This window comes from Companilactobacillus bobalius (assembly GCF_009764355.1).
Window position 1 is genome coordinate 242,042 of the sequence record NZ_LNUA01000011.1, and the last position, 24,113, is coordinate 266,154.

Annotated in this window: 23 protein-coding genes and 1 other annotated feature; of the genes, 15 read left to right on the forward strand and 8 right to left on the reverse strand. The window is 33.6% G+C overall.

Features of this window, described 5'->3' with window-relative positions:
- Positions 1-47 precede the first annotated feature (47 nt).
- Positions 48-2,174, forward strand: a complete 2,127-nt coding sequence (locus ATN92_RS03100) for an isopeptide-forming domain-containing fimbrial protein (RefSeq protein ID WP_056951726.1) — start codon at positions 48-50, stop codon at positions 2,172-2,174.
- Between the two features lie 561 nt (positions 2,175-2,735).
- On the opposite strand, the gene ATN92_RS03105 is transcribed toward ATN92_RS03100, so the two are convergent.
- Positions 2,736-3,335, reverse strand: coding sequence for a YitT family protein (locus ATN92_RS03105; protein WP_082604498.1), 600 nt, complete (start codon positions 3,333-3,335; stop codon positions 2,736-2,738).
- Between the two features lie 216 nt (positions 3,336-3,551).
- Between ATN92_RS03105 and ATN92_RS03110 the strand changes: the two genes are divergently transcribed.
- The 8 genes from ATN92_RS03110 to ATN92_RS03145 all read left to right on the forward strand — a co-directional run bounded on the left by ATN92_RS03110 (position 3,552) and on the right by ATN92_RS03145 (position 11,828).
- Positions 3,552-4,301: a LysM peptidoglycan-binding domain-containing protein gene (locus tag ATN92_RS03110; RefSeq protein ID WP_056951729.1), complete on the forward strand. Its 750-nt coding sequence runs from the start codon at positions 3,552-3,554 to the stop codon at positions 4,299-4,301.
- Positions 4,302-4,969: 668 nt separating this feature from the next.
- The gene (locus ATN92_RS03115; protein WP_054643280.1) at positions 4,970-5,788 is read left to right on the forward strand and encodes a MetQ/NlpA family ABC transporter substrate-binding protein; all 819 of its coding nucleotides are present in this window, start codon (positions 4,970-4,972) and stop codon (positions 5,786-5,788) included.
- Positions 5,789-5,818: 30 nt separating this feature from the next.
- Positions 5,819-7,153, forward strand: coding sequence for a M20/M25/M40 family metallo-hydrolase (locus ATN92_RS03120; RefSeq protein WP_056951731.1), 1,335 nt, complete (start codon positions 5,819-5,821; stop codon positions 7,151-7,153).
- Positions 7,154-7,160: 7 nt separating this feature from the next.
- On the forward strand, positions 7,161-8,219 hold the full coding sequence (locus tag ATN92_RS03125; RefSeq protein WP_056951733.1) for a methionine ABC transporter ATP-binding protein: 1,059 nt from the start codon (positions 7,161-7,163) through the stop codon (positions 8,217-8,219).
- 3 nt (positions 8,220-8,222) lie between these two features.
- Entirely contained in the window at positions 8,223-8,912 is a 690-nt protein-coding gene (locus ATN92_RS03130) for a methionine ABC transporter permease (RefSeq protein ID WP_056951735.1), read from the forward strand.
- Positions 8,912-9,143, forward strand: a binding site (T-box leader). (Overlaps the previous gene by 1 nt.)
- Positions 9,144-9,229: 86 nt before the next feature.
- Positions 9,230-10,054: a MetQ/NlpA family ABC transporter substrate-binding protein gene (locus ATN92_RS03135; protein WP_411762956.1), complete on the forward strand. Its 825-nt coding sequence runs from the start codon at positions 9,230-9,232 to the stop codon at positions 10,052-10,054.
- A 474-nt stretch (positions 10,055-10,528) separates the two neighbouring features.
- On the forward strand, positions 10,529-11,347 hold the full coding sequence (locus tag ATN92_RS03140; protein WP_056951741.1) for a helix-turn-helix domain-containing protein: 819 nt from the start codon (positions 10,529-10,531) through the stop codon (positions 11,345-11,347).
- Between the two features lie 76 nt (positions 11,348-11,423).
- Positions 11,424-11,828, forward strand: a complete 405-nt coding sequence (locus ATN92_RS03145) for a hypothetical protein (protein ID WP_056951744.1) — start codon at positions 11,424-11,426, stop codon at positions 11,826-11,828.
- 25 nt (positions 11,829-11,853) lie between these two features.
- Here ATN92_RS03145 and ATN92_RS03150 read toward each other — a convergent pair whose 3' ends face one another.
- The gene (locus ATN92_RS03150; protein WP_056951746.1) at positions 11,854-12,531 is read right to left on the reverse strand and encodes a L,D-transpeptidase; all 678 of its coding nucleotides are present in this window, start codon (positions 12,529-12,531) and stop codon (positions 11,854-11,856) included.
- Positions 12,532-12,712: 181 nt separating this feature from the next.
- Here ATN92_RS03150 and ATN92_RS03155 point away from each other — a divergent pair, with 181 nt between their 5' ends.
- Both ATN92_RS03155 and ATN92_RS03160 read left to right on the forward strand, forming a co-directional pair.
- Positions 12,713-12,901 carry a PspC domain-containing protein gene (locus ATN92_RS03155; protein ID WP_056951748.1) on the forward strand — a complete coding sequence of 63 codons (189 nt, stop codon included), beginning with the start codon at positions 12,713-12,715 and terminating at the stop codon, positions 12,899-12,901.
- Between the two features lie 19 nt (positions 12,902-12,920).
- A complete protein-coding gene (locus ATN92_RS03160; protein ID WP_056951750.1) occupies positions 12,921-13,115 on the forward strand; it encodes a PspC domain-containing protein in 195 nt (64 codons plus the stop codon).
- A 62-nt stretch (positions 13,116-13,177) separates the two neighbouring features.
- On the opposite strand, the gene rpmA is transcribed toward ATN92_RS03160, so the two are convergent.
- Entirely contained in the window at positions 13,178-13,450 is a 273-nt protein-coding gene (gene rpmA, locus ATN92_RS03165; RefSeq protein WP_056951752.1) for a 50S ribosomal protein L27, read from the reverse strand.
- Positions 13,451-13,468: 18 nt separating this feature from the next.
- Complete coding sequence (locus ATN92_RS03170; protein WP_056951754.1) at positions 13,469-14,218, reverse strand: SDR family oxidoreductase; 750 nt, start codon at positions 14,216-14,218, stop codon at positions 13,469-13,471.
- Between the two features lie 150 nt (positions 14,219-14,368).
- Between ATN92_RS03170 and ATN92_RS03175 the strand changes: the two genes are divergently transcribed.
- Entirely contained in the window at positions 14,369-14,755 is a 387-nt protein-coding gene (locus ATN92_RS03175) for a winged helix-turn-helix transcriptional regulator (RefSeq protein WP_082604500.1), read from the forward strand.
- Positions 14,756-14,823: 68 nt separating this feature from the next.
- Here the strand turns inward: ATN92_RS03175 and ATN92_RS03180 are convergent, their stop codons facing one another.
- The gene (locus ATN92_RS03180; protein ID WP_056951757.1) at positions 14,824-15,624 is read right to left on the reverse strand and encodes a Cof-type HAD-IIB family hydrolase; all 801 of its coding nucleotides are present in this window, start codon (positions 15,622-15,624) and stop codon (positions 14,824-14,826) included.
- Positions 15,625-16,101: 477 nt separating this feature from the next.
- Complete coding sequence (locus tag ATN92_RS03185) at positions 16,102-16,881, reverse strand: hypothetical protein (RefSeq protein ID WP_056951759.1); 780 nt, start codon at positions 16,879-16,881, stop codon at positions 16,102-16,104.
- A gap of 250 nt (positions 16,882-17,131) precedes the next feature.
- Here ATN92_RS03185 and ATN92_RS03190 point away from each other — a divergent pair, with 250 nt between their 5' ends.
- Positions 17,132-18,064 (forward strand): agmatine deiminase family protein, encoded by a 933-nt coding sequence (locus ATN92_RS03190; RefSeq protein WP_082604501.1) that lies wholly within the window; start codon positions 17,132-17,134, stop codon positions 18,062-18,064.
- Between the two features lie 203 nt (positions 18,065-18,267).
- Here ATN92_RS03190 and ATN92_RS03195 read toward each other — a convergent pair whose 3' ends face one another.
- Complete coding sequence (locus tag ATN92_RS03195; RefSeq protein ID WP_056951760.1) at positions 18,268-18,996, reverse strand: DUF554 domain-containing protein; 729 nt, start codon at positions 18,994-18,996, stop codon at positions 18,268-18,270.
- Positions 18,997-19,111: 115 nt separating this feature from the next.
- Here ATN92_RS03195 and ATN92_RS03200 point away from each other — a divergent pair, with 115 nt between their 5' ends.
- Entirely contained in the window at positions 19,112-20,005 is an 894-nt protein-coding gene (locus ATN92_RS03200; protein ID WP_056951762.1) for a LysR family transcriptional regulator, read from the forward strand.
- 74 nt (positions 20,006-20,079) lie between these two features.
- A complete protein-coding gene (locus tag ATN92_RS03205; protein ID WP_234032523.1) occupies positions 20,080-22,332 on the forward strand; it encodes a UvrD-helicase domain-containing protein in 2,253 nt (750 codons plus the stop codon).
- A 142-nt stretch (positions 22,333-22,474) separates the two neighbouring features.
- Here the strand turns inward: ATN92_RS03205 and ATN92_RS03210 are convergent, their stop codons facing one another.
- A complete protein-coding gene (locus ATN92_RS03210; RefSeq protein ID WP_056951766.1) occupies positions 22,475-23,989 on the reverse strand; it encodes an ATP-binding cassette domain-containing protein in 1,515 nt (504 codons plus the stop codon).
- Positions 23,990-24,113 lie beyond the last annotated feature (124 nt).

Sequence of the window (24,113 nt, forward strand, 5' to 3'; positions counted from 1 at the left end):
TAACTGTTTTATAATACCTCATATATAGAAAAAAGGGGGATATTTCTTTGAAAAAATCAAGTTTTTTTCCTTTTTGGAGTATTATTCTTATATTTTTAATTCTTTCTTTTTCAGATTATCAAAAGATTTCGGCAGCCTCTTTGTTGCCTAATCCTGATACGATTGTTGTACCTGATAGAAACCCTAGAGTTTCTTCTGGCTCTAACGGTAACGGTTCTTGGGGTCAACGATTAGATAACAATAATTCTCCTACATTGAAGAATCTAAATATATATTCTGTTAATGAGCCTATCGATAGTAAATATGCTTTTGCTCCTATTCTGACTTCAGATACAAAATATTACATTGTTAATTCGGACGGAAAGGAATCCTTATTGAAAGGTTCAAGAGTCCCTACCGTCAGAGGATCCGGGGGACCAGTGACATACCGTATATCTAATGTCGGGTATTATAAAGGACAGAGTGTGGATATCCTTACTTTATTTGCGGAGAATAAGAAGTTAAACGGAAACGTTAATGTATCAAATGCGACTCAACGTCTAACATTGGCACCTGTTGGTGATGATGCTAAATTTATGTACACGAATATTAATGCATCGGCACTTTCTTACATTAATAATAATGTTATGTATGTTAAATCTAATACAAAGGATTCCATGAAGAAAATTAGCGGAACTATGAATCATGGTAAATTATCTTATCCTAAGGCCGTTTATATGGATCCTGATGTTTTTCAAGGGAGAAGAGTACCTAATTCTGCGAGAACGGCATCTGGTAGTCAAGTCGGCACCGGCTATTCAGATCTCTATAATATAAATTCATATAATAAGGGAAGTCTTTTTATTACGGCTAATGAGCTCGGTGGATATGAGTATAAATATAATAATTTTTCGGAACTATATACATCTTCAAGTAGTAGTATGAATGTTACTTTTTATATGTTTGATGGGATTGCTTTTTATAATGTTCAAACAACATCAGCATCTCCAATACTACTTGCTTCACCTGATGTAATTGGAACCACTAATGATAATTCTGATAAAGGAAATAAGATTAGTTGGAATGTTGTTCAGGCGTTTCCATCACAACCAAGTGATACTCATTTAGATAATTATGTTTTACATTTTAAGATACCAAGTGATTTAAATTCTAATGATGTTAGTTTAAAAATTAAAAATTCAGCTGGTACAGATGTTACTAGTGACTTTAATATAGAAAAGGACAATAACGGCAATTATACCGCTACTGCAAAAAGCTTATCGGCTTTAGTTAATAAACAATATACATTTACATTTACTGGCAGAATAACGAAGGATCAGTTGGCAAATGAAAACTTTTTGAATAACTATTTGGATGCAAGTAGTAATGATCCTCACTACATTAAAATGAACGGTGAGGCCTATTCTACATATGGTTTAAAAGGGAACAATTATGTCACCAAAAATGATGATGGATCAGCGACATCATCGGCTAATTCTAAAATGGTTATCAATAGTTATAAAGTCGAACCAGAACTTAGTGGATCAATGACTGGAGGAACATATCATGTAGATAATAAGGTTTCATTTTCCTGGATAGCACAAAATGGAAATTCAGATGCTAAATGGGGAGCTTTAGTATTTAAGATCAATATTCCTGAAGGTCTAAATATTGATCTTAGTTCGTTGAAGCTTAAGTTTGGAAGCAAAGCAGCGTATTCGGTTCTAAAATCTAACTATGATTACGACACTTCTAGCAGATTACTGACAGTTCGCTCAAACGATAATTTGTATATTAGTACAGGAGCAGAAACGTTGACTTATGACACAACAATTGATATTGCTGTCAGAGGTAGAACTGTTTCAAAAACAAATACAAGTGTCACTGGTACAGATATGAATGCTTTTTCTAAACCTGGTGATGCTAAGCCAACGATTTCAACTGATATCTCTTCTACTTCATTTAATGTAGAATCGGATAACTTTCCGAGTAGTTCATCTTTTGATAAGAATTTTAAAAATACTACGGAGAGTTCTAGAGGTGATAGTAAAAATAAAATAAATGATGTATTGAATTTCACCTTAACTGCTCAGAATAAAGGCAATGTAAAAAAAGTTAGTGAACTTAATTTCATAAATTATATGAATGATCCATACTATCAAGTATTTGTTTCATACGATCCTTCAGAGAGTTGATAGTGCAGGATTTAATAAGTTAGGAAACAATGCTCTTATTGAGTTTATAGGACCAGGAAAATGGTTGATGAATGCAAATGGTTATGGCCTTAAGTCAGGTGTCTATTCTGGAAAATAACGTGGAGCGCTATTGATGGAATTTCCAATAATTAATTAAGTAGATTTAAAAATGTTATAAAAACATATAGGTAGGTAATAGAATTATTTTGACAGTAAAATTAAAATAAGGATGTTACAGGTATTGAGAGTCTGGAAGAAATTACAAATAAAAGAAGATTCGGAAATTGATTTGATTTCTGAATCTTCTTTTTTGTGTACATGAATTTAAAATGTCTTTGTTAGTTATTGAAAATTAGAAATAGAGTTGTTTTCAATAGAAGAGAAAGTTATTCTTTAAGAAACTGATGAACTTACTTTTTCAAGTTAATAAAAATAAGTGATTTTCTAATTTTAAAATGTTGATATATCAGTCTTTTCTTAGTGTTCCCCATATACATGGGGATCTTCAATTAAAAAAAGATGCCTATGTCAAAACACTGAATGCTTTGATATGGGCGTCTTTTATTGTGTAATGTGTCGTTGATGGAAAATACCGAAACCTTTAATTGCGAGGCTAGAGATACCAACTGACATGACAGCTAGTAGGAAGGAAATTAAATCGTTTAAAGCAAAGTTTCCTAAACAAACTAATCCATCAATAATGAATAAACTAATATATTTATCAACACCGAAATTCTTGTGGATGATCATTGGAGGAACTGTTGTCCCACCACTAGACATGTTGAGAGTATAAAGGATAGCTAAACCAATTCCAAAAATGATACTTCCTACTATAATAGAGATTACTCGATTATTAGGAATCAAATTGTAAACAGGTGTGATATATAACAAGAGGGGAAGCATGAAACTTCCGATTGCTAATTTAACGGTAGTTTGTCGATCTAAATGTATGTAAGCCAGTACTAACATCACAATATTTATGAAAAGAACCGAGATGAATGTTGGGATTTTCCACCCTGCCTGTAGCAAAATAGCGATACCTGTAGCACCGCCAGCCGCTATACTATGCGGTTCGAAGAACATATTAAGACTAAATGCGATAAGTTCCAAAGCAACTAACATTATTAGTAGTTTTGCGGACGTTCTCTTTTTATTCTTCATATATGTACTATATCATGAAGATAGAGCCATTAGCAATAAAAGTACTCAATACCTAAAAAATAAAATAAATAATTATATTTCATAAGTATTACTAAAATTACATTCTGGCCTTAAATTGTAACTTTGTGGTTGCTGTCATGTAATACTGGGCTGTTAGTATAGCACCATAGCAAATGAGAGCTAAACAAATTTAAAAATTAAGGATGTAATTAATTCATGAAAAAAGTTTTATCTATCGCTTTATTAAGTACAGTAGTATTAGCAGGAGTATTCACTTCAACAAATACTGCTCAAGCCGCAGTTTCAACTGGTAACAACCAAGTTAAAGTTGAAAAGGGTGACTCTTATAAGAACATTGCTGAAGCTAACGGAATTAGTATTTCCGCACTTGAACAAGCAAACGGCCGTGAAGTTGGCGGATTTGACTTGATTTTCCCAGGAGATGTTATTACATTACCTGGTTCAACAGCAACAACTACAACTGATAATACAAATACACAAGCATCACAAAATGTATTACCAACAACACAAACATCAACAGATACTACTACACAAGCATCAAATGATACACAAAATACTGATACTACAACAACACAAGATACAAGTGCTCAACAAGCAACTACACAAAACACAACGGATAGTTCACAAGCTACAACACAAGCTGCTTCTACACAAACAACAAGTACAACATCATCAACAGCTAGTGGTACATTTAAAATTAGTTTCTATGATCCATCTGTTTTAGGTTCAAATATGGGTTACGGTGGTGTCGCTGCTAATCTTTTAGTATTCCCTAAGGGTACACAATTAAAGATTACTTTAGCAGACGGAACAGTATTGTACAGAACTGTAAATGATACAGGAACATTCGCTAATTCAAACTCACAACAATTAGATGTTGCTATGCCTAGTTCATCAATTCCTTCATATGGTGTAACTACAGCTTCAGTTGAAGTAATTTCTTAATTACTAAAAAATATAAAGACAATTGCAGAAGTCTCTCTATTAATTTAGAGGGACTTTTTTAATAAATGTTTAATTTTTCTAATATTATTTAGTGTTAGAAAATAAATTTATAATTTTTTTATTCTTAAAAAAATATAGTTTATTCGTTATAAAAGTTGTCACGGTAGACTTGATCAAAGGTTGTAAAACGGGCATTTTACTAAATGCCATGTTATAAATGACACTTGGCATGAAAACATAAAATTAGAAAATTAACTGAAAAAACTTATTTTTATTGATTGACAATTTAAAAATTAGATTGTATTATCAAATCATCAATTAACAAAAGACATTTATTAAACAAAGTGATCGGGGGAAGTAATTCAACCTCGTTAGTACAGAAAACCTCTATTTGCTGAGATGAGGGCGACGACTTGAATGAAAATGACCCGTGATTGGTGCGCTGAATCCTTTCGGATAAAGATGCAATGGTTGGTACCCTTTACAGTACACGCGTATAGAAATTTTGTACGTTGTTAAGGGGATAAGTGTAAATTTATTCCGAATTAGAATGGTACCGCGCAATAGCCGCTTCTAAACATGAACATAGTCTGTTCATGTTTGGAAGTGGCTTTTTTGTTTTTATAGATATTTTTGGTTAGTTAAGAAACAAGTAAGGTGGGAAAAAAATGAGTAAATTTAAGAATTTGGGTAAGGTAATCCTATTAGCTTTTACAGCATTATTTATTTTCGTATTAGCTGGTTGTGGTAACCAAAATAAGGAACAAACAGTTAAAGTCGGAATCAATCCTTCAGATGCTGCAATTTGGAAAGTGGTAAAGAAAAATGTAAAGAGTGAAGGTATCAACTTAAAGGTCGTTGAGTTTAATGATTACAATCAACCTAACACGGCTTTGGTCCAAGGGGAAGTTGATATCAACGCTTACCAACACACATTCTTCTTAAATTCATGGAATAAAGCACATCATTCAGATCTAGTATCAATTGGTAAAACAGTTATTCAACCAATGTCTCTATATTCACACAAGATCACAAAGCTTAGTCAATTGAAGAACGGTGCTAAGATCGCCATTCCTAACGATGCTTCTAATGAAGCCCGTGCATTACAATTGCTAGAAGCTAATGGACTTTTGAAACTTGATAGTGGTGTTAAATTACCATCAACAAAGAACATCAAAGAAAACAAATTGAATTTGAAGTTCACAACACTTGATGCTGCACAAACAGCTCGTTCATTGGATGATGTTGATGCCGCAATCGTTAATGGTAATGTTGCTAGTGATGCCAAACTTGATCCATCAAAGGCTGTTGTAACTGAAAAAGTTAATAAGAAGTCACAACCTTGGATCAATATCATTGTTACTCAAAAGAAGAACAAGGATAACAAGACTTACAAGAAAGTCGTTAAAGCATTCCAAACGAAATCAGTTGCTAAAGAAATCAAGAAGGTTTACGGCGAAAGTGCTGTACCAGCTTGGAATAAGTAAAATGTTTTAAAAATTTGAGGAGGTTTTCATATGTCAAAATTATCAGATCCATTAATTCAGAAGTCGATTGAAGATTTAAAGCAATATATCGCACTACCATCCGTTTCAGCAAAGAATCAATCTATTACTGAGACAGCCGAATTCCTTAAGAATTTACTACAAGACTTTGGAGCAGATGCAACAGTTTGGGATGAATATGAATATCCAGTTGTTTTCGCCGAAATTAAACCTAAGAAGCCAAGTGATACCACAATTCTTATTTACAATCATTACGATGTTCAACCGGAAGAACCAGTAGAACTTTGGAATTCAGATCCGTTTGAATTAAAGATCACTGATGACAAGTTCATTGGACGTGGAGTTTCTGATTGTAAAGCTGATTTGATCAGTCGAATTACTGCTTTGAAGATTTATCGTCAAGAACATGGTGATTTACCTTGCAACATTAAGTTCTTAGTTGAAGGACAAGAAGAAGTTGCTAGTCGTCACTTAGAAGACTATTTGAAGAAATATTCAGACAAACTATCTGCTGATTTGATAATTTGGGAATCAGGATACAAGAATGAAAAAGAACAATTTAATTTCACTGGTGGTAATAAAGGGGTTCTATGTTTTGAATTAGAAGCTACTTCTGCCAATATTGATCTTCATTCATCATTTGCCGCTGTAGTTGATTCAGCTACATGGAGATTAGCTCAAGCATTAGATGCTTTGAGAACTCCAGAAGGTGATATTAAGATTCCTGGTTTCTACGATGATGTTGTTGAACCTTCTCAAAGAGAAATTGATTTAGTTAATAAAGCTACTACACCTGATTTGAAATCTAAGTGGGACTTACAAGTACCATTATTGAAGAACAAATCAGTTAATTACAATTTGACATTTAATCCTACTATTAATATAGAAGGAATTAGCAGTGGCTGGGAAGGCGAAGGAGTAAAAACTGTTACTCCTAAAGCTGCCAAGGCTAAATTGGAATTCAGATTGGTACCTAATCAAGATCCACATGATCTTTTTGATAAGTTAACTAAATATTTGAATGATCAAGGTTTTAAAGATATTAAAGTTAAATATCTATTGGGTGAAAAAGGCTATCGTTGGGATCTAGACAGTCCAATTGTTAATAAGTTAATTGGAACTGCTGAAGACTTCTTTGGAGGGGCTGATAAGGTTGAAGCATTACCATCAAGTCCTGGTACTGGTCCAATGTACTTATTAAATGAATATACTCACGCTTCAATTGTTTCAACTGGTGTAAGTTATTCTAAGGCTGGCAATCATGCCCCTAACGAAAATATTAGAATTAAAGATTACCTAGACTTCATTGATTTCTTTGATCAATTCTTAGGTAAATTAAGGGAGTAATTATTATATGGCAGAACAAAATGGGATAATTCAGCTAAAAGATATTGATGTTACTTTTCATAATGAAGGCAAAACAATTGAAGCTGTGAAAGACGTTTCGATTAACGTTAACAAAGGTGATGTGTTTGGTGTTATTGGATACTCTGGTGCCGGAAAAAGTACTTTGGTTCGTGTAATTAATTTATTACAAAAACCAACTTCAGGAACAGTTGTAGTTAATGACCAAAACTTAACACAATTGAGTGCTAAGGATTTACGTAAGGCACGTCGTAATATTGGAATGATTTTCCAACACTTTAATTTGATGAATTCATTAACTGTTTATGGAAATGTTGATTTTCCATTACGTGATTCAGGACTAAGTAAAGCTGAACGTAAACAAAAAATTGATAAATTATTGGATATTGTTGGTCTATCTGATCGTGCTAAGAACTATCCATCACAGCTATCAGGTGGTCAAAAACAACGTGTTGCGATTGCTCGTGCTTTAGCAAATGATCCCGAAATTTTGATTTCAGATGAAGCTACTAGTGCTCTAGATCCAAAAACTACCACTGAAATTTTGAATCTACTAGGACGTTTGAATGAAGAATTAGGTATCACAATCGTTATCATCACACATGAAATGGATGCTATCAAACAAGTATGTAATCGTGTTGCAGTTATGGAAAATGGTGAATTGATTGAAGAAGGCAGTTTGCTATCAATCTTCGGTAACCCTAAGCAACAACTTACAAAAGATTTTGTTAATACATCTACTCATATTGGTTCAGTTCTTGATGAAATTAGAGATAGTGGAATTGTTGATAAACTTTCCGGTCGTCTGATCGAATTGAATTATATCGGTGATTCAACTAATGAACCAATTGTTGTTGAACTTTATAAACGTTTCCAAGTTGAAGCTAACATTCTTTTCAGTAATATTGAAAGATTACAAAGTACCACAGTTGGAATTATGTTATTCGCTTTGACAGGAGACGATGACAAAGTTGAACAAGCTATTCAATACTTAAATAGTTTAAAAGTTAATGTTAAAGAAATATCTTTAAAGAAAGAGGGCGAATAATTCATGGCAGATTTAGTAAATAAATTTCTTCCTAACGTTGTAGCTAATTGGGAAGGTGACAATGGTTTCGTAATAGCCATTTGGCAAACACTTTATATGACATTTGTCAGTGCATTATTTGCTGGAATTATCGGAATTATCTTAGGAATTCTGCTAGTTGTAACAGCTGATGATGGAATTACTCCACATAAGACTTTTTATACTTGCTTAGACAAGTTGGTTAACCTATTCAGATCAATACCATTTATTATTCTATTGGCTGTTATTGGACCATTTACAAAGTTGATTGTTGGTCAAACAATTGGACCTACTGGTGCTTTAGTACCGTTAGTTATCGGAACAGCACCATTCTTTGCTAGACAAGTTCAATTAGCTCTAGTTGAAGTTGATCACGGTGTGATTGAAGCTGCTGAAGCAATCGGTCTTTCACCAATTAAAATTATTTTTAGAGTTTACTTGCGCGAAGGTCTACCAGAATTGATCCGTTCAGGAACTCTAACAATTATCAGTTTGATTGGTTTAACTGCCATGGCCGGTGCTGTTGGTGGTGGTGGTCTTGGTAACATGGCCATTTCTGTCGGTTATCAAAGATTTGAAAATGATGTAACTATTGTATCTATGTTATTTATCTTAGTTTTAGTGTTTGTTATTCAAGGACTTGGCGATTTTGCCGTCCGTAAACTTGAACATTAGATAACAAGTTGATCGGAAAAGTAACTTATTGAATTTTGTACAGAAAGCCTCAGGTGCTGAGATGAGGACAAAGCAGTAAGTGAAAATGATCCGTGATTGGTATCCCTGAATTTTTTAAGGGGTGATGGCCGGTACCCATTATCGTACACGCATGCAATGCATGTTATTAAGGAAAGCAGATGTGAATTTGCTTTTAAAATAGAATGGTACCGCGCAAAAGGCGCTTCTATCTTAGACAAATGATGTCTAGTTAGGAGCGCCTTTTTGTATATAGGGATTTAAATATGAGGAGGAGTTTCATTATGAAAAAAAATAAAATTAAAGCTATATTTTTGTTAGTTGTTGCCACATTCAGTTTGTTTTTGTTGGCAGGTTGTGGAAGTAATTCTTCAGCCAGTTCAACTAAAGAAAAGACTGTAAAAATAGGTATTACAGGGTCTGATGATGAAGTGTTAAAAGCTGTTGCTAAGAAAGTTAAAAAAGAGGGTATCAACATTAAAATTGTTGAATTCTCAGATTACAGTCAACCAAATACAGCCTTGGATCAAGGGGAAATTGATTTGAATGCCTTCCAAACAGTTATTTTCCAAAATGACTGGAACAAGAAACATAAGACACATATCGTTTCAATCGGTTCAACCGTAATTGCCCCAATGGCTCTATATTCAAAGAAGATCAAGAAAGTTAGCCAAATCAAGAATGGTGATAAAATTGCCGTTGCCAACGATGCCACAAATGAAGCCCGTGGATTAACATTACTAGAAAGTGCCGGCTTGATTAAGTTGGATAACGCCAAAGTTCCTGGTTTAAAAGATATTACAGAAAATAAATTGAATCTAAAGATCACACCATTAGATGCTGCCCAAACAGCTAAGTCAATGGATGACGTTACAGCATCAGTAGTTAATAGTGGAGTTGCTAACGATTCAAAACTAGATCCTAAGACAGCCGTTTATAGAGAAAAAATCACAGCCAAATCAAAACCATATGTAAATGTTATTTCAGCTAATAAGAAAGACAAAGATAATCCTACATACAAGAAGATTGTTAAAGCATATCAATCAAAAGATATTGCCAAAGTTATTAAGAATGAATTCCACGGATATGAACAACCAGCTTGGAATTATAAAGTATTGAATTAGAGGGTGGAGAATGACGGTTAGATTCTGAGCATTTGCCTAAGAACTGGAATTATCCGCCGTACCTGCGGATGATTTCAGCTCTGTAGCAAAGCACAGGAATCTGTCATTCGGAACCCGTTTTAAATTAGAGGGTGGAGCAGGCCTGCTTAGATTCTGAGCATTTGCAGGACTTTGCGAATTGGCTGCGGGGCAGACAGTTTGTGAAGTCAGGCAAAGCACAGGAATCTGGCCTGTGGAACCCGTTTGCTGCATACTTGAGGATAAAAATAAATACCACAATCCCCAAAGACCAAAATTATCAAATTACCGAGTATCAAAAGAGAGGGCTCCAAACTACCACCAAAGAATAGAACAACTACCACACCAAAAAACGTCTAGAATAATTTCTAGGCGTTTTTTGTAACGAAAGATAACACATTTCACAAAATTTATTTTAAAATGGAGATAACAAGTAAAGCAAAGTCAGGGATATATATGAAAGATTTAGGGACGGTTATTAAAGAACTGCGAAAAGATAAGAAACTTACACAAAAAGAATTAGCAGAGGGTATTTGTGCTCAATCGATGTTGTCAGCTATTGAAAATAACGTTTATGTTCCTAATGCTAATTTATTGATCAAGTTAGCTACTAAACTGGAAGTAAGTTTGGATCAAGTTAGTTTGGCAACTAATTTTCCTATCAGTTCAAAATACAATTTTAATGATAAAGTGGATGACCTTTGTAATAATCATCAGTATCAGGAATTATATGATTTTTTGATGCAGGATAAGGTTTTAGATAATTTAAAAACCAGTTTACAAATGCAAGCTTATTACTATTATTTAGGGGTAGCACAGATACAGACTAATGCTATTTCTGAGGCTAAGCAGTCGTTGAATTTGTCGCTGGCAGAGGTCAATCCTAAACATCCCAATACTTTAGGACGTCTGGCTTATATGGCTATTGGTTATGTTCATAGTCTGGAAAATCAAAAAGATTTAGCGGAGGAATATATTAATAAAGCCTTTAGAAATTGGGATGAATTTTCTTATGAGGAAAATCAAAATGCTCTTTATTATTTAGCTGCATTGATTTACTTCAAATTAAATGATTATCAAGATTCGACTGCCTATATAGCTGACGGAATTGGTTTTATTGCAAAACACAATTCTCACTATATGTTGGCTAATTGTTATTTTCTGTTGGCTCGTTTGGCATTGGTAGCTCACAACGATGATGAACGTCTGGAAGCTAATAGACGTAAGGATTTGTTTACAGAACTATACGGTGAAAATATTTTTGAAGAATTTTAAAATATCAGAATACTGATTTTTAATTAGAGACCAAATTTCGTAAGATGACTCCATAAATTAGATAGGGGATGCTCTTATGAAAAAATTATTTACTAATAGTATTGAAATCAACTCTAATCTTAAAACGGTGACGGATATTTTGGTGAATGCTTTTACCTTGGCTAAATGGAATTATGCCATTTCAGAAGTTACTGAAGTGAGTGTTAACGAATTTGCAATTCATCGAGATGAACCTGCTATAAATCAAGATGAAATTATGACTGTTGAACAAAATGATAATGAAGTAGCTTATGTAAGTAAAGGCGGAAAACTAGAATATCAATTAACTTTTCAGACTTTTCAAACTAACAATCATGTATTAGTAACAGAGAACTTTTACATCTTGAATGACTTTAGTTTGCCGGAAACTTTAATTTTACCAATTACTAAAAGAGCCTTTAACCAGAATTTGAAAGCATTGAAAAAAATGATTGAAGTATGAAAAAAGCGTGGTCACTTTTGAGTGATTACGCTTTTTGTGGTTGATATTTTCCGTGAATAACGACCTTCATCCCTGAAGGAACATTTTCATAGATCCATTTACAGTCGGGAACAGATAGGTGGACACATCCATGAGATGAAGGTTCTCTACCTAAAGTCTTGGCGATTGATTTAACATAAGTTCCTTGTTCATCGGTTGGTGTTGTGTGGAAAAGGTATTCACCATGATTCAAAAAGGAAACGTAGTAGTATGCTCCTAATTTCAAAGGTGCTGTGTAGAAGAAATCACCACGCTCGTTTTGAATATGGTAAGTTCCTCTAGGAGTCGTATCATGCTTACCGGTTGATGAGTACATCTCATATAGATTGGTTTTGCCGTCTTTAATGTAAACACGTTGAGTCGTGATATCGACATCAATCCAGGCTTTAGGATATTTGTATAGATCTGGATATTCTTTTTTTTCGGAAGCACTGTTATATTTGAAATTTTCTAACTTCACCATATGTTTATCATCTTTAACATTTAATGGCGAAGGAGTTTTTTTCTTTAATTTCTTCTTAGCCTGCTTTTTTTTGATGACTTGTTGTTGAGCCTCAGCCTGATTTTTTTTAGCTGAAGTATCTGAAACATGCCAAACAATTATTCCCAATATTAAAACTGAAAGTGCGGATAAAACAATAGTATAAATTTTCCTACGATTCATTAAAAATTTCCCCAAACGTATATAATTATATTTATATTATACATGGCTTGTAGAAAAAAGCACTGTAACTAAGTAATACTTTTATGTGACATAATTGTAAGTTTTATGTAAGCAATTTAAATGTACTTATTTTTGAGAATAGATTAAGATGAATTTAACATAACAAAGGGGGAAAGCAATTATGCATATTCCAATTAAACGTTCCAACAATGATAGAGTACTTGCCGGAGTAATCGGTGGATTAGCTGAGCATTTCCAATGGAATTCAACCATTGCTAGAGTATTATGGGTTATTTTAGCTTTGACACCTTTACCAGGAATTATCGGTTATTTAGTACTCTGGTTACTAATGGAAAATCCAGAAGATTAAATTAAAGGGGGAGAGTACAGTGCATATTCCAGTTAAAAGATCTAAAGATAATCAAATATTAGGTGGAGTCATTGCCGGATTTTGTGAGAATTTCGATTGGAATCCAGCAATTGGTCGAGTGTTGTATGTTATTTTAGCCTTGACCCCAGGTTTCCCAGGAATCATTGTTTATTTAATACTTTGGATGATAATGGAAAAACCAGATATGAATTAAAAGAAAAGCTCAGTTTAGTAATCATCTGTGATGATCGCTTTACTGAGCCTTTTTATGTAAAACTAATAAACGGAAACTTTCTTTTTATCCCTGCCAAGACGTTCAAACCTTACAACACCGGCTTTTAAAGCAAAAAGTGTATCATCACTGCCGCGGCCAACGTTAGTTCCGGGATGAATCTTGGTACCTCGTTGACGGTAGAGGATAGATCCAGCCTTTACTCTTTGACCATCAGCCCTTTTTGCTCCAAGTCTACGGCCAGCTGAATTACGGCCGTTGGTAGTAGAACCTCCACCTTTATGATGGGCAAAAAATTGTAAATTCATTTTTAACATAATATTTCTCCTCGTATTTTAATAATCTCTTTGATTGGTAGAACGCAAAATCACTTCATTTATGCCAACGTTATCAGGAGTATTGATGGCATAAATAACGGCATTTGCTACATCCTCAGCTTTTAGACCAGTTTCTTGTTCACTCTTTAAGACGTCGGCTTTTAACTTTTTATCACTAATGGTAGAAGCCAATCCAGTTTGAGAATGTCCGGGTGAAATCAAAGTTGATTTGATACCATTACCGACTTCTTCCACACGTAGACCTTCCATGATAGTTCGCATAGCAAATTTGGTGCCAGAATAGACAGCAGAACCGGCTCCTACGAAATGACCTGCTACGGAATCAGTTGTGATAATGTGACCATTGTGTTGTTTTTCCATGATTGGCAAAACATATTTAATGCCATATAGGGCACCTTTTAAATTAACATCAATCATTCTTTCCCATTCATTTGATTTACCATCTCGGAGTAGTGAGACGGGCATCAATCCGGCATTATTAAATAGAACATCAATTTTATGAAAATTGGTAATGGTGAAGTTAACTAAGTCTTTAATATCAGATTCTTGAGTAACATCGGTAACTTTATAAATGGCTTTAATTTTGAATTTTTTTGCCAACTCATTTGTAAGTTCTTGTAGTTTCGTTTCGTTTCTGGCTGCTAGAACTAGTTGTGCACCATTCTCAGCCAATTTAGTGGCAGTGGCTTTTCCTATACCACTTGAAGCACCAGTAATAATAATAGTTTTACCTTGAATATTTTCCATAATTAATTATTTGAGACCTATAACCTTTCGATTGATATACTGTTAAGTTAGTAACGATATTTAATATCATAAATCATTGTCAAAATTATTCTAGAACGCACTTTAAAGTGGGTTATTTACCTGCAGGTAAGTGTTGAGGGAGGGAAAATTGTGGTAAAAAAAGAAAATGAATTTACCAATGGTGCTTTATTGGCGCTGAACGTGATGGGAAATAAGTGGAAACCATTAATAATTTGTCATTTACTGGATGGACCTTTGCGAACGTTGGAATTACAGCGACGTGTAAAAGGTATATCTGCGAAGGTAATGGTTGAACAATTAAAACAGTTAGAAGCAGATAAAATTATTACTCGAAAAGTATTCAATGAGATACCTCCACATGTTGAGTATTCATTGACACCTGACGGTTATTCCTTGGCAAAGGTTCTAGGGTCAATGTCTTATTGGGGAGAACAACAGGCCCAACGTTTAAATGAGAACGGACAAAAGATTAAATTGGAATATACAGATCATCAAAAATGGACAGATTCAAAATAAATTTCTCCATTAAAAAAAGGCCACTAATCCGTTTTAGGACTAGTGGTCTTCATGTTCATAAAATCTGATTATTTTTCAAGGCTTAGTACGTCTGCAATGGTGTTGAGAACACCATCATGATCATTGTCGGTTACAGAAATCATGTCAGCTTCTGCTTGAATGTGTTTACCACTATTCTTCATGGCAACACCGATACCAGATTCTTGTAACATTTCCAAGTCATTACCGTTATCGCCAAAAGAAATGACATTTTCAGTAGAAATATTGTAGTAATCACACAACTCCTTGATACCAGTGGCTTTGTTGATGTGAGCACTGATGATATCAATACTACCAAAGCCACTTACGGCGGCGTGAATACTGTCTCCATAATTATCGTTAATATATTTGACTGTGGGGTCGAGTTCTTCATCGTCAATTCGAATATTCATTTTGAAAATTTTATCGTCGATGTCATTCATATTATCAAGTCGGACAAGGTTATTGATGTAATAATCATTGGTCTGTGGGGAATCTGCATTGACGTAAGTTCCATTTTCACCGGAGAAACAAAGACTGATAATATTTAAGTTACTATTCAATTCTTTATCAATATCAAATAATTCATCATTGTTCAAAGTGTCTTCGTAAATAGTTTTACCGTCAACTAGAATTTGAGCACCATTTTCAGCCACGATAGCATCGATATTTTCAGTTTGTTGGAAAATCTGTTCGAGGTGACTATAACTATTACCACTGGCTACGGAAAATTTAATATTTTGTTGATGCAATTGGTTAATATAATTATTTAAGCGCTGGATATTGTATTCGTGATTAGAATCAAAAAGTGTTCCATCTATATCTGTTGCAATTAATTTTATATTCTTCAAATTAAATTCTCCTAAGTAAGTTTATTTATAATTTATTATAAACTAACTGAATATAAAAATAAAAATGCATCTATTTATTCAAACTTAATTGTAACTAGATACTGACTAATGTAACTGAAATATGCCGTCGTCCGTAAAAAATCTGTGGGCCGCTGGAACGTGGTGGACGCGACTTCAAGCTAATAATTCCGCACTTTGTGCGAAATTATGGATCTCGAAGTTCGGTCTCTTACTAACCTTGCTAAGCAAGCTAAGTAAAATTCACCACTGAGGGCCCACAGATTTTTTACTACCGATTAGTTCCTTGATTCTAATATTAAGACATAGTTCCAAAAGAAAGACCTCCATCAAGAACTCATATACCTTGAGCGCTTGATGGAGGTCATTAAGTTTATAGCGATTACTTAGCAAAGTGAAAGGAACAACAAGAAGAAATTGGATATAAAGTAATACTTTTATCGTGAATAGATACATTATTTAATTTGTTTTTTTATTTTGAGATTTATTAATTAAATCATTCATTCCATTATTCATTAGTTCATCTTCTTTTTGTCCAGTCAGATCATGAGTACCGTTATCGGTAGTTGGCGGTACCTCAGATTCTCGGCGGTATTTGCCATCGGAGTCTTGAAAGAAGGTACTCTTTTCAACATAAGTTGCACTCCAAGATTTTCCCTGAGTTCCGTTTACTCCTTTAGGAATTTTGGTAAGTCCCACTGCCATTTTTTCGCCAGCTCTAGGTAAGCGAGTAAACTCTAAGGTGATAATTTCATTAGGATCTTTATCATCAGAGGGTTTAAGGTTGTGGGCGGCTGCATCTTCTTTTCTAGTAATATTTCCACCCATGATTTCTATTGGAATGGTTTTATGCAGCTTTTTACTGTCACCTTTTAAAACTTTATCGACTCTCAAGCTCACAGTGGTATAAGGGAAGTTATCAGAAACATGACTTTTGAGTCCGACTACTTTACCAACAACCACTAATTCAGATTTGTTAATCAATTTTGGAAAAGTCGAAGGGTATTCACCAACAAAACATGATTCTCCACCTGCTTTTGTAATTTTGTGACTATAGAATGCATCGTTGATCTTTTTTGCTTCGGTTTTACTTATTTTTTGGGGAGAAATGTTTTCTTTAACATTAGAAATCTTTTTTTCGTGAGTAATATTATTGGCCTTGTTGTTAATGTAATACGTAGTGAAACCGCCTAATAATAAAACTATTATAGCAACGATTAATGTTACTGTTTTCTTCAAAATCAGTACCCCTCGTTTTTATTTTTGGATGTATCGCGGAATATTGAAATCCATTTCGTCTTCAGATTAACTTATTTAAAAGGTCAACAGAAGTCAATGTTGGAAAATTTGATTAGATTTATATTATTTATTTAAATATATAGTCTGTACTGTCAAGCATTAATTTTTGGTGCCAGATCGGCTATATATTTTTTATATAAATATATAAAGAAAGCTGCTGTTATACTCTTTGTGAAAAGAGGTCGGAGTCATGAAAAAAATTATTATTGCAACTTTAACAGCATTGTTAACAATTTTGGGAACTAATAATTTGGTGTCGGCTGAAACAATTTATACTAGTATGCCAGATCAAAATGACGATTATTATCAACCATTCTATGATTCTTTGAAGAAATTTAATTATGATTTTTCACGAAAAATGAATAAAGGTGATTCTTTTTCTGTTTTGAAATTCTATTATCCTGATATTTGGTTACGGGATGTTGCTCCGGTCATTACGACAAAGATGGTGAAATTTAAATATTCGCCTAGTTATTTAAAAAAGTGTGATAGTAGATATTTGAATAATCGCTTTAAAAAATTTTTAAAAGGAAGATACAAATATAGTCAATCCAGCTTAGTTTTGGACGGTGGAAATGTTCAGTGGGATGGCGATCAAACTGTAGTACTGACCAAAAAAGTATTTCAGGATAATCCCGATTGGACCAAGACCGAAATAACTTCAGAATTGAAAGATAAATTAAAGGTGAGACGAGTAGTCTACATTTCGACTGAACCTGGAGACGTTTTAGGACATAGCGATGGGATGGTAAAATTCATTAGTCCGAATAAAATGTTCATCAATGATTTCAGTTATGAACCTGGATTCTTACAAAAAATTGAACGACAGATAAAAAAACAGATTCCTGAAATGAAATTTATCGTGTTGCCGTCGGCCTATACGAGCAAGGGACAATACGACTCTAAGATAGCTTCGGCCAAGGGGTTATACATTAATATGCTGGAAACCGATCACACAATTTATTTTCCCATGTATGGACTTAAGCGGGATCATTCGGTTCTAAAAATGGTTCAAGCTCAAACTAATAAACCAGTAGTTCCCGTCAAAGTAGGAAATATATCGGTGCTTGGTGGCTCACTTCACTGTTTAACTTGGAATGTACCCAATAAATTTAAAAATTAGCTAGCGTAAGCATCGCTACTTTTTTCAAAACTTTTACTCCTCTCATTCCTTGTAGATAATTGTAGAGAAGTTCTATTTATTTTTTGTATACTTGTTTCAAATATTTCGGAAAATAAAAACGGCATCCATTTAGAAACGTAAGAAACATACGCTTATTCTAAATAGATGCCATTATTTTTAATCAAACTTACGAAGAATATAATTTACAGCAAAGGCAAGAACCAGTTAGCCCAGATCCAACTCAAAGGCATAATGATAACCATCGCGGGAATCATATCTGCTATTGGGAACATCTTGAGTTTTACCATTCTGAAACCAGTTGCCAGCATTAGAAAACCACCACAAGCTTTGAAATCAAGAATCATATTTGGCGTTGTGAGTGGGAAAATGAAACGTGCTAGTAAGAATAAAATATAGAAGAGAATAAATTGTGGAATAGCAATAATAGAAACTACGTAACCTAAGTTGCAGGCAAAGATAGCAGCTGTAAAGAAGTCCAAAACAGATTTAGAAATCAAAATAGTTGTGTCACCAGTCATCCCATTATCCAAACTTCCGTAAATACCAGTACCGCTGGCACAGAAGAGTACAATCACGGTAACTAAAGTATTGACGAAATCTTCATGGGACATTTCTGTCTTAGAATTAGGGAATAATTTTGAAATAGGCTTCTGCATTTCAACAGCACCTTTATTGATCCATTGACCCAAATGCATCCACAAACCTATTCCAGTTCCGATTACTAAAGCAAAGATAACAGCAGGCATATATTTCATCGGTGCGATTGAATAGATACCCATTCCCATCGAACAAACACCGAAAATCAAGGTAATATCATTTTTGAATTGTTCACTAAATTTATCACCTAAGAACCCGCCAAGTAAGCCACCCAATAAGACTGAAGCAGCATTGATAATAACACCAGTTGGCATAGTCGTAATACCCCTTTCAAATACTTAACTATTTCCAACTTTAGGATTTAGTAGGGCAATGAACAATTCAAAAACTGTGATATAGTATTCTAAAATGGAATGGGAGGCATGAGGAATGGATTTGCAAAAGCTCAAAATTTTTGTCGATTTGTCAAAAACACTGAATTATACTGATACGGCTGAGAATCTTTTTACCACTCAAGGCAATATTTCTAAACAGGTCATGGCATTAGAAAAGGAACTTGGTGTATCATTGTTCAAGCGTGCCCATCGCAAAATTGAAATGACGCAACAAGGCGAAATTGTTTTACCTTATGCGAAGAAGATTTTATTGGACTATAACGAATTAAGTAATAAGTTAAACGACTTTCAGGCAGCTAAAAATTTGACAATTGAAATGCACACCATTCCAACAATGCCTAGTTATCAGAGTTTTACTTTAATAACACAATTTTTACAGAAACATCCTGAAGTGCATATGCAGCTACGAGAAGAGGAAAGCTACAATTTATTTACTTCATTGAAATCAGGTAAGTGTGAAATAATTTTTGCTCGAACTTTTGATTTTGATGATTCTGATTTAGAAAGAATTATCACTGAAGAGGACAAATTTGTAGCGGTTCTACCTAAAAAGCATCCTTTGGCAAAATCGGAAAAACTCACTATTTCTCAGTTGAAGAATGATCCGTTTTTGATTTTAGGAAAATCGACTAACTTATATGATCCAGTTATAAAACTTTGCCGTCAGGCTCACTTCACGCCAAGAATTGCGTATGAAGGAACCAGAGTCGATTTAATTATGCAGATGGTCCAAAACAATATGGGAATTTCCATTATGATGCAAAAGACAGCTCAGAACTTTGACAGTGAAGAGTTCTCGATTGTTCCATTGACAACGAATATTGCTAATGAATTATGTTTTATCCGAGTTAAGGGTGAACATTCTAGTGCTAATAATCTCTTTTGGAAATATATCCAAACAAATTTAAAAGTTTTACAAGCTAAGTAGAAGTATTGGGGGACGACAATATCCAAGATTTATCAACAACTGAAATAATTAATTTGATGGAATCAAATTTGAAAATGAAATTTTCAAATGAACAGATTGCTATATTGAATAATGATTTTATGAGACCACTATTAGTCAACGCTTGTGCCGGTTCAGGTAAGACGACTATTTTTATTTTGATGGCTTTGATTGCGATAGCTGAAGGTAAGACGGAACCCAATGAAATTTTAGGAATTACTTTTTCACACAAATCTAAAATTGACATGGGCCAACGTTATCAAAATTTTGTTGACCAGTTGCAGGGTAGTGGACTGAATTTATCCAGTGGCAAGCCGAAATTTACCACTTTTCACGCATTGTTTTATCAATTATTACGGCAGAATCCTGAATATCGTAGTGCAAAGGTTTTAACATCTTATCGCTACTTTATTCGAGACTTATCGGATCAGATCAAACATCCTAGTAATATTATTACCAAAGATGAGATGTTGTCAGAAATGTTCGATTTGAATGATTATTTGATCAATCAAGATTTGACTAGTGACGGTGTATTACCTAATGAGTGCGTCGGCAAACCTTTGAGTGAAGCGGTTAAAGTTATGGGTCAATACTCAAGACAAAATCACAACGAAACTTTTTTTGAAGATTATATTGATGTGATTAAAAAATATCAGGAATTAAAGCATAGTAATGGCTATATTGACTTTAACGATATGAAGCTTTTGTTATTAAAGAGTATGCAGGTGCCAGAATATTTGCAGTATTATCAACAGATTATGGCCCGTTTTAAGATTGCGGTTATTGATGAGTTTCAGGATATTGACAACTTACAGTGGAAAATCATTTCACAATTATTGAGTCCAGAAACGATGCAACATTTGATTGTTATCGGGGATGATGATCAGAGTATTTATTCATTCAGAGGTAGTAATCCACAATTCATTTTGAACTATAAGAAACTTTTACCACAGGCTCAAAAGAAAAATTTATCAACGAATTATCGGACCGGTGAGAAAATTTTGAAAAGAGTTATTCCACTGATTAAAAAGAATCATGTTCGTTTGGATAAGGATTTATTGTCTGGCAAGAAGGATATGGGAAAGTTTATTCTTTATAGTACGAAGAAGTCAGGTTTTAGTGGTGATTCCAAGATGTTACGTCGTCTGGTCAAACAAATTAATGATCCTAAAATTAACAACGATGATATTGCTATTTTGGTTCGTTACAATTCTTCAAGAATGTTGCTGGCTGATTGGTTGGCTAATCAAAAGATTTATGCGGATATCAATAATATTGGAGCTATCTTACAGAATAATATTGTCTATCGAATTGTGACTGAATTAATGAGATCTTTGTGGCAGGACAAGTTTTCCTACTTCAGCAATCAGGCCAATCGTATTGGTTTCAGAGCTTATAAAGATCACACTGAAAAAGTTCAGGCCCAAGCTGAAGCTGAATTTGAAACTTTGAGTCAGTATTTTAAGGGTGCTGAGAAGTACAATGCGACGACTAACACACCTTATAAACGGACTGATGAGCGAGTTAAAGTCTATTTCAATAGTGTTCAACGTTTTAAAAAACAGATGGAACAGTCAGACAATGAAGCTACGAAGCAAAAATTGTCGCAGAGTTTGATTAAAGATTTGTATAAGGCCACGACTAAATTAACTGACAGATATTTTGATTACATGGAAGAAAAGAATTTCATGTCGAAAAATGAAGTTAACGATATTAAGAAGTATTTGTTGGAAGAGTTAGAGAAGTATCCTAATATTGATGATTTCTTTAGTGCAGAGGAAAATAAAAAAGAGATTCTTACGAGTCGAGTTGAGCAAGGCAAACAGGATAATCGTATCCAATTTTTGTCATTGCATCAGGCAAAGGGATTGGAATTCAAGTATGTTTATCTCTATGGATTAACGGATAAAGAAGTTGATCGTAACAGTAAAATTTTGAATAGTTGGTTCCCACCTGAAATGCCAATGGATAAGTTTGTACAGAAATGGAAAATAGTTTATAATCACGATTTTAAATATTTGGAGAATGCCTTGAAGACAGCTCACGTTGAAAAATATCGTGATATTACCAATAACAATGCTTTCAACCCAATTAATTTGGATAAGACTTTGAATAAAAATAAAGAATTCAAAATGTTCTACACAATGTACAATGAGATTGAGAATTATTCGGCTTTCATTGAAGAAGAACGTCGTCTTCTGTATGTTGGTGTCACTAGAGCCCAGAAGGAATTAAATTTAAGAATTGCACCAGATTCCAATCCTTTGGTGTTTGAATTGGAACTACCTAAGAAAAAAGATAAAAAGTAAATTGTGGAGGTGAGACAAATATACTTAATCTTCAAGCATTGAAACAATAATCCTAGTAATTGTATTTGATTACTAGGATTATTTGTTTTGCCTTTTTTCGTGGTTTTATACCATTCTTTAATTATATTTTAGACACTTTTCATTATCTGTTAGTTTCCAATTTTTTTATTTTATTTTGCAAATCTTTTATTTCCTCCATACTAATGTTGGGGTCGGCAATGAATGTTCCAAGTCGTTGTTTCAGCAAAAGTAGATTATCGTCTTCAGAACTAGAGTAATGATTGTTCAAAATTGGATTTAGAAGCTTTTTATTTTTTATATTGTAAGTTTTAAAATTCAATTTTTCTGTGAAATCAATGTCATGGCTAATTAAAATAATTGTTCCTGGATAATTAATAAGGAAATCTTCAAGTCCCTTCTTTGCCCGTAAGTCTAAGTAATTTGTAGGCTCATCTAAAATCAGTAATTGGTGTGGACCTAGTAATATTTTTGCCAGTTGTAATTTTACCCTTTGACCGCCGCTTAGTTCAGAGACTCTTCTTGTCAGAATTTCTTTTATTCCTAGTGATGAAAAGGTAGCAAAAATTGTTTGTGAATTCTGATCAGATGATGCTCGTATCAATGAATTTACTTTGTCTTTGTCTGCTAAGGATGTATGGTTTTGGTCAAAATAACCAATACTAATATGATTTAGGAAAAATTTCTCTTTATGTCTTAGAACCATTTTTATCATAGTAGTTTTTCCGCTGCCATTTTTACCGGTAATTTGGATATGATCTCCATATTTAAGTTTTAAATTCACGTCATCGATTAAAATACGATCATTTATTTTTATTGTCGTATCTTTAATATTTAAGACTGTCCGGTTATCAAGAAGTTTAGTATTTGGATCTACGAATTTAATTGGCTTCACTGTTCTAGGACGTTGTACTTTTATAGTGCGATTCATTCTGTTTTCTAATGTTTTTGCACTTTTCTGCATCTTTTTTTCCATAGCATCGTGGCTAGTCATTCCGGCGGCCTTTTTATCGGATGAGGATAGTTTTCTACCGTTTCCTTTTTTTAGTCGTTCGGCTCGTTGTTCACGCTTTTGTATTTGTTTCTTCCATTTAGATATTTGAATCTGTTGTTGTTTGTAAGAAGTTAGCTGTTTTTTGTAACTCTTTTCTTTATTTAGTAAGAATTCTCTATATGATTCGTTATAAACGGTTAGTTTTTTATCATTTATTATCCACAAGGAATTGACCAAGTTTAAAAGAGATTCGTCATGAGTTATTAATAATAATGTCCCATTAAAGGAATTTATTATATCTTTCAACCAGATTTGTTGAGTTGTATCTAGATTTGTAGATGGTTCATCCAACATTAATAGAGCGGGATGGCTTTCTAAGGATTCAATTATTGTGGCTTTAGTTCTTTCTCCGCCACTTTTCATATCATCTGTGGGTTGAATTTGCTTAACTAAAGAATAAGTTCCGTTAAAATTAATTATTTTTTTTCTTCGAATATTTTCAATTATATAATTAAAAAATGTAGTTTTACCTGCACCGTTATCACCAACGATTCCAATAATTTCATCAGAATGAACTATTAGATTAGGGAACGTAAATAGAATATTATCGTTGATTGAAATAATTCCTTTAGAGATTTGTAACATGTTATCCTCCTCTAATAATTTTAGTTACATTATAATACTTTTAATGATATTAATTAAATAATAATAAAACTATTGAATAATTAAAGGTAAGGTGATATGTTTGTGGTGTTGATGATGATAAATT